Raw genomic sequence first — 3,866 nt, forward strand, 5'->3', positions numbered from 1 at the left:
TGTCCACAGGCTGCCCTTTAAGGGCACGCGCCAATCGTTCTTTGGGGGTATATTCTGTCATATAACACATCTTCTCTGGTCCCTGAATTATAACTGCGGACCCCAATTGCATTTCTTCCCTGATTTTACGAGTGCTGAGATAATCTCTATTCCCCTGGAATCTTCCCAGGTCCCATGCACATTGCAGGTTACAACTGCAGTGATTTTAACGATAGCTGAACGTGTTCCACAGGCACCGCACAGGCCAAAACCATGAACAGTACAATTTCTTATCTCACGCGCAGCAATCATGTCTTCAGTCCCTGCCACTTCAAAGACTGTCTCAGCCACTCCGTCGGTCGGTTTGAATTCAACTTTACCAACTGAATTTTCGTCCAGATATAATTCTATCTGGCTGATGTAGTGTTCTTCATCCATGACATGAGGGACATTCCCTATGATTACCTTCACCTCAAAAGGCTCTCCGGCTACCGCCTCATCAGGAGCTACAATAACTGGAGCATGTGTCTTTTCTGAATCGTTCAGATTCCCATAGTCCTTTATCCGTTGATTAGCATTTAGTGTCATAACCTCACCTACTTCTATTTGTTAAACAGATCTTTCCTATCGAAAAGCTTCCACCTTTCCTATCGAAAAGCTTCCACCTTTCCTATCGAAAAGCTTCCACCTTTCCTATCGAAAAGCTTCCATCCTTTGTGTAGAAAAGTCTCCACCCTTTATGTCTAAAAAAAGATAAAATGCCATTCCCGGCATTTATCTCAATATTTATAGTGACTGACAGAATGGTATAGCATGACAGCAAAGAAAAGGATAATTCCTGCCAGCAAGCTAAAGTATCCAACAGGATCCCAGAGGAACATGATTGCTCCTGTCTCTGTCCATCCCACCAGTACTGAACCCTGGATCTGCGTAGGCACTACAAGGCATATGAAGGCAAGTGCAAATACAAAGATAATATCAAATGCCTCCATCAGTGTGCTTTTCTTCTTTAATTCCCCGTCCATGTTCATCCTCCTTACTCATAATACTTCAATTCATACATATGCTGCTTAAGCGACTTACGCACTTCCCAGTATCCAATTGTTTCAATTCCTATCACAAGTAAAAAGAACAGTATATACAGCCCTCTGATTCCGGCTGATACAGCTGGTCCTGCATATGAAAGGATTGTGTACACTACATAACCTTCTATTATGACAAGCAATGCCAGTGCACCTATTATCAGATATGTGTCCTTTTGCAATCCTTGCGCGTACTTTTCCTTGTCGATATTATGAACCACTTGAGTGTGTGTTGCCTGACTGATTTCATTCATTCATCTCACTCCTTTGTATCATGATGTGATGGATTAGGCCAGCCCATTTCTTTACCCCAGTCAAAGTGCTTTATATACTTCTTATGTCTGTTGTGGAAATAGAAGTACGCTATCAGGTAGAATGCCAGAGCGAAAAGCAGGTTATACCTGTATCCCCAGAACAGCGTGGACATTATAACTATTGCAATTGCCATTGCAAACCAGGCAATCCAGGGTTGGAGAGGGCTAATGAATGGGCGCACTTTACTACTGTTCATCGGGAATAGTTTTCTGAACCTTATGAGAGAGAACGGGATCAGAACATAGCACAGCAGCCCTGATACAATTGAGAAGGTAATGACCTGGTCCAGATATCCACTGAATGCGAAAGCTATGGCAATAGGCATCGTGAAGATAACTGCCTTGTAAGGGGTCTGATACTTTGGGTGCACTGAAGAGAACCATGGTGACACAAAGTGATCTCTTGAAAGTGCGAACCACGATCTTGAAGAATCACAGACACATCCGTTAGCACTTGAAAGACATGTAAGCAGCGTCCCAAGTGCCAGCAAAGCTATCAACAGGTATATACCACTTGCCTGCGCCGCCTCAAACAGAGGATAGACCGAGACTCCAAGACCTTCGGCCGGTACGCTGGAATCAATAAGCATTGTGCATACAAAGAGTGTCATCGCCGCGCCTACCAGCAGAGTGATCATTCCTGCCTGCTGTCCCAGCGGCACTGCCCTTGAAGGTTGCTTGCACTCTTCGGCACACATTGCTGCTCCTTCGATTCCCAGGAAGAACCATGGACCAAACTGCAAAGCTGCAAACAAACCAATAAGTCCGTTTGGAAGAGCTCCCTGGAATAGTCTCTCCGGATTCATCTCAAATACACCAAAGGTTCCTGAGAAGAAGAACACGATAATAGCAAGGAAAGCTATGGCAGTCATGAAGAAATTCAGCGTCAGTGCGGCCACAACACCCCTATAGTTAATGAATGTCAGCGTTGCTATCACAAGCAATGTTATAGGGAAAACCTGTAAGTCAGGCCAGATCTCCTGCGCAATAAAAGCAACAACAATGGCATCAGCAGCCTGAAGGGCTATGTACTCCATATATACTGCAAGACCGACACTGGCAGCAGCGCCCGGTCCTATAAATAACCTGGCCCAATCATAGGGTCCTCCCGCCAGCTTTGTAGAAGATCCTAGTTCGCTTGCACACAGGGAGATCATAATATACATCGTTCCGGCAACAAGCATTGCAAACAGAGAACCAAGAACCCCTCCTTTTGCTATAGTGAAGTTCCAGCCCATATATTCACCCACAAGGACTATCCCTACACCCAAAGCCCAAACGTGGTAAGGTCTGAGGGATTTGACCAATCCGGTTGATTCCGTCATTTGTTCAGTCAAAATATCACCTCTTCACTTTTTTAGCAACTTTGCTGGCATCCAGTAGAACCCATCCGATCAAACCGAAGGCCAGCAAGTATATTATTCCATTGATAATTGTCCAATATGCATCCATGGGAATAACTCCTCCTGCTTATTATTTTCACATGATTATTAGTTACATTAATTTCGATAAAAAATGCCAGTGAACTTTTTCACTGGCAAGCTTTTTCGTTGATCTTAGAATACCAGTCCAAGGTTCTCGAGCTTCTTGCGAGCGCCCTCGTAGACCGTGACGTATTCTTCAGTGGGTGTTATGGTCTTGACATCATAACATTCCTGGAAGGTCTTACCCTGAGGTGCGGTTGCATAGTTCTTCTCGTACATCTTGACGAGATTGTCGATTATCCTGTTGACCTCTTCTATTTCCATGCCTGCGGTTGCCTTGGCTGCCTGTCCCATCATCCTGGCTTCCATACCTGTGGTCTTGTCCTGGACAACACCCTTGGCTGCTGCGACACCTGAGAGGATCTCACGGCCGGATGCAGTGTCAGTGATGGCCTGTGCTGAAGCTTCCAGCAGGCACATCTCGGTACATGGGCCTGCACATGGATAGTACTGGTTGCCTGAGAGGATGTCAGTGAACTCTGAGATGGTTGCACATGTCCAGCCTGCGATCATCAGGGTTTCCCTGGTGTTGGTCGATCCCCAGCGGATGTGCACCGGACCGTCAAGGTGCCAGGTTGCATTGCTCATCACAAAGGCATTGAGGTGGGTCGCGATATCAACGATAGCAGTCTCTTCTATACCGCCGGCATAGCCACCGAAGATGGGCATCTGCTCATCCATGATGATGTTACTGTTACCCTGATAGTGTGCCATCACACTTATTGCATCGAGGTCGATCTTGAGCTCATTGAGCTGTGAGACCTCGTGGCTGTCACTGCAAATCATGCCACCGGCACAGTCAGCAGAGATATTTCCCTGAGCGGACAGGGAAGTCTCAGGTCCCTATATGCCCATGCCAGGTCTGCCAGCAATAGCGCATGCAGTTTTGATAAGTCTTGCCTCGGTTTTGGCTGCAAGGATCTCATAAGGACTCTTAGGTATTGTCGGTTTTCCGCGTACTGTCATCATGACACCGTTGACAATGGTGTCTACTTCCTTCTCAAGTG

Annotated in this window: 4 protein-coding genes and 1 pseudogene; all 5 read right to left on the bottom strand. The window is 46.1% G+C overall.

The genetic code is table 11. The features are described 5' to 3' along the window. Window positions 1–87 precede the first annotated feature (87 nt). Window positions 88–567 carry a desulfoferrodoxin family protein gene (locus tag QZZ22_RS14045; RefSeq protein WP_292466030.1) on the bottom strand — a complete coding sequence of 160 codons (480 nt, stop codon included), beginning with the start codon at window positions 565–567 and terminating at the stop codon, window positions 88–90. Between the two features lie 191 nt (window positions 568–758). Further along, a complete protein-coding gene (locus tag QZZ22_RS14050) occupies window positions 759–1,004 on the bottom strand; it encodes an AcrB/AcrD/AcrF family protein (protein WP_292466031.1) in 246 nt (81 codons plus the stop codon). Window positions 1,005–1,015: 11 nt separating this feature from the next. Then, window positions 1,016–1,315, bottom strand: coding sequence for a hypothetical protein (locus QZZ22_RS14055; protein ID WP_292466032.1), 300 nt, complete (start codon window positions 1,313–1,315; stop codon window positions 1,016–1,018). Window positions 1,316–1,320: 5 nt separating this feature from the next. Next, entirely contained in the window at window positions 1,321–2,712 is a 1,392-nt protein-coding gene (locus tag QZZ22_RS14060; RefSeq protein WP_292466034.1) for an amino acid permease, read from the bottom strand. A gap of 219 nt (window positions 2,713–2,931) precedes the next feature. Beyond that, window positions 2,932–3,866: pseudogene (locus QZZ22_RS14065) on the bottom strand (monomethylamine:corrinoid methyltransferase); the annotation flags it as partial.

This window comes from Methanolobus sp. (assembly GCF_016278365.1).
Lineage (GTDB): Archaea > Halobacteriota > Methanosarcinia > Methanosarcinales > Methanosarcinaceae > Methanolobus.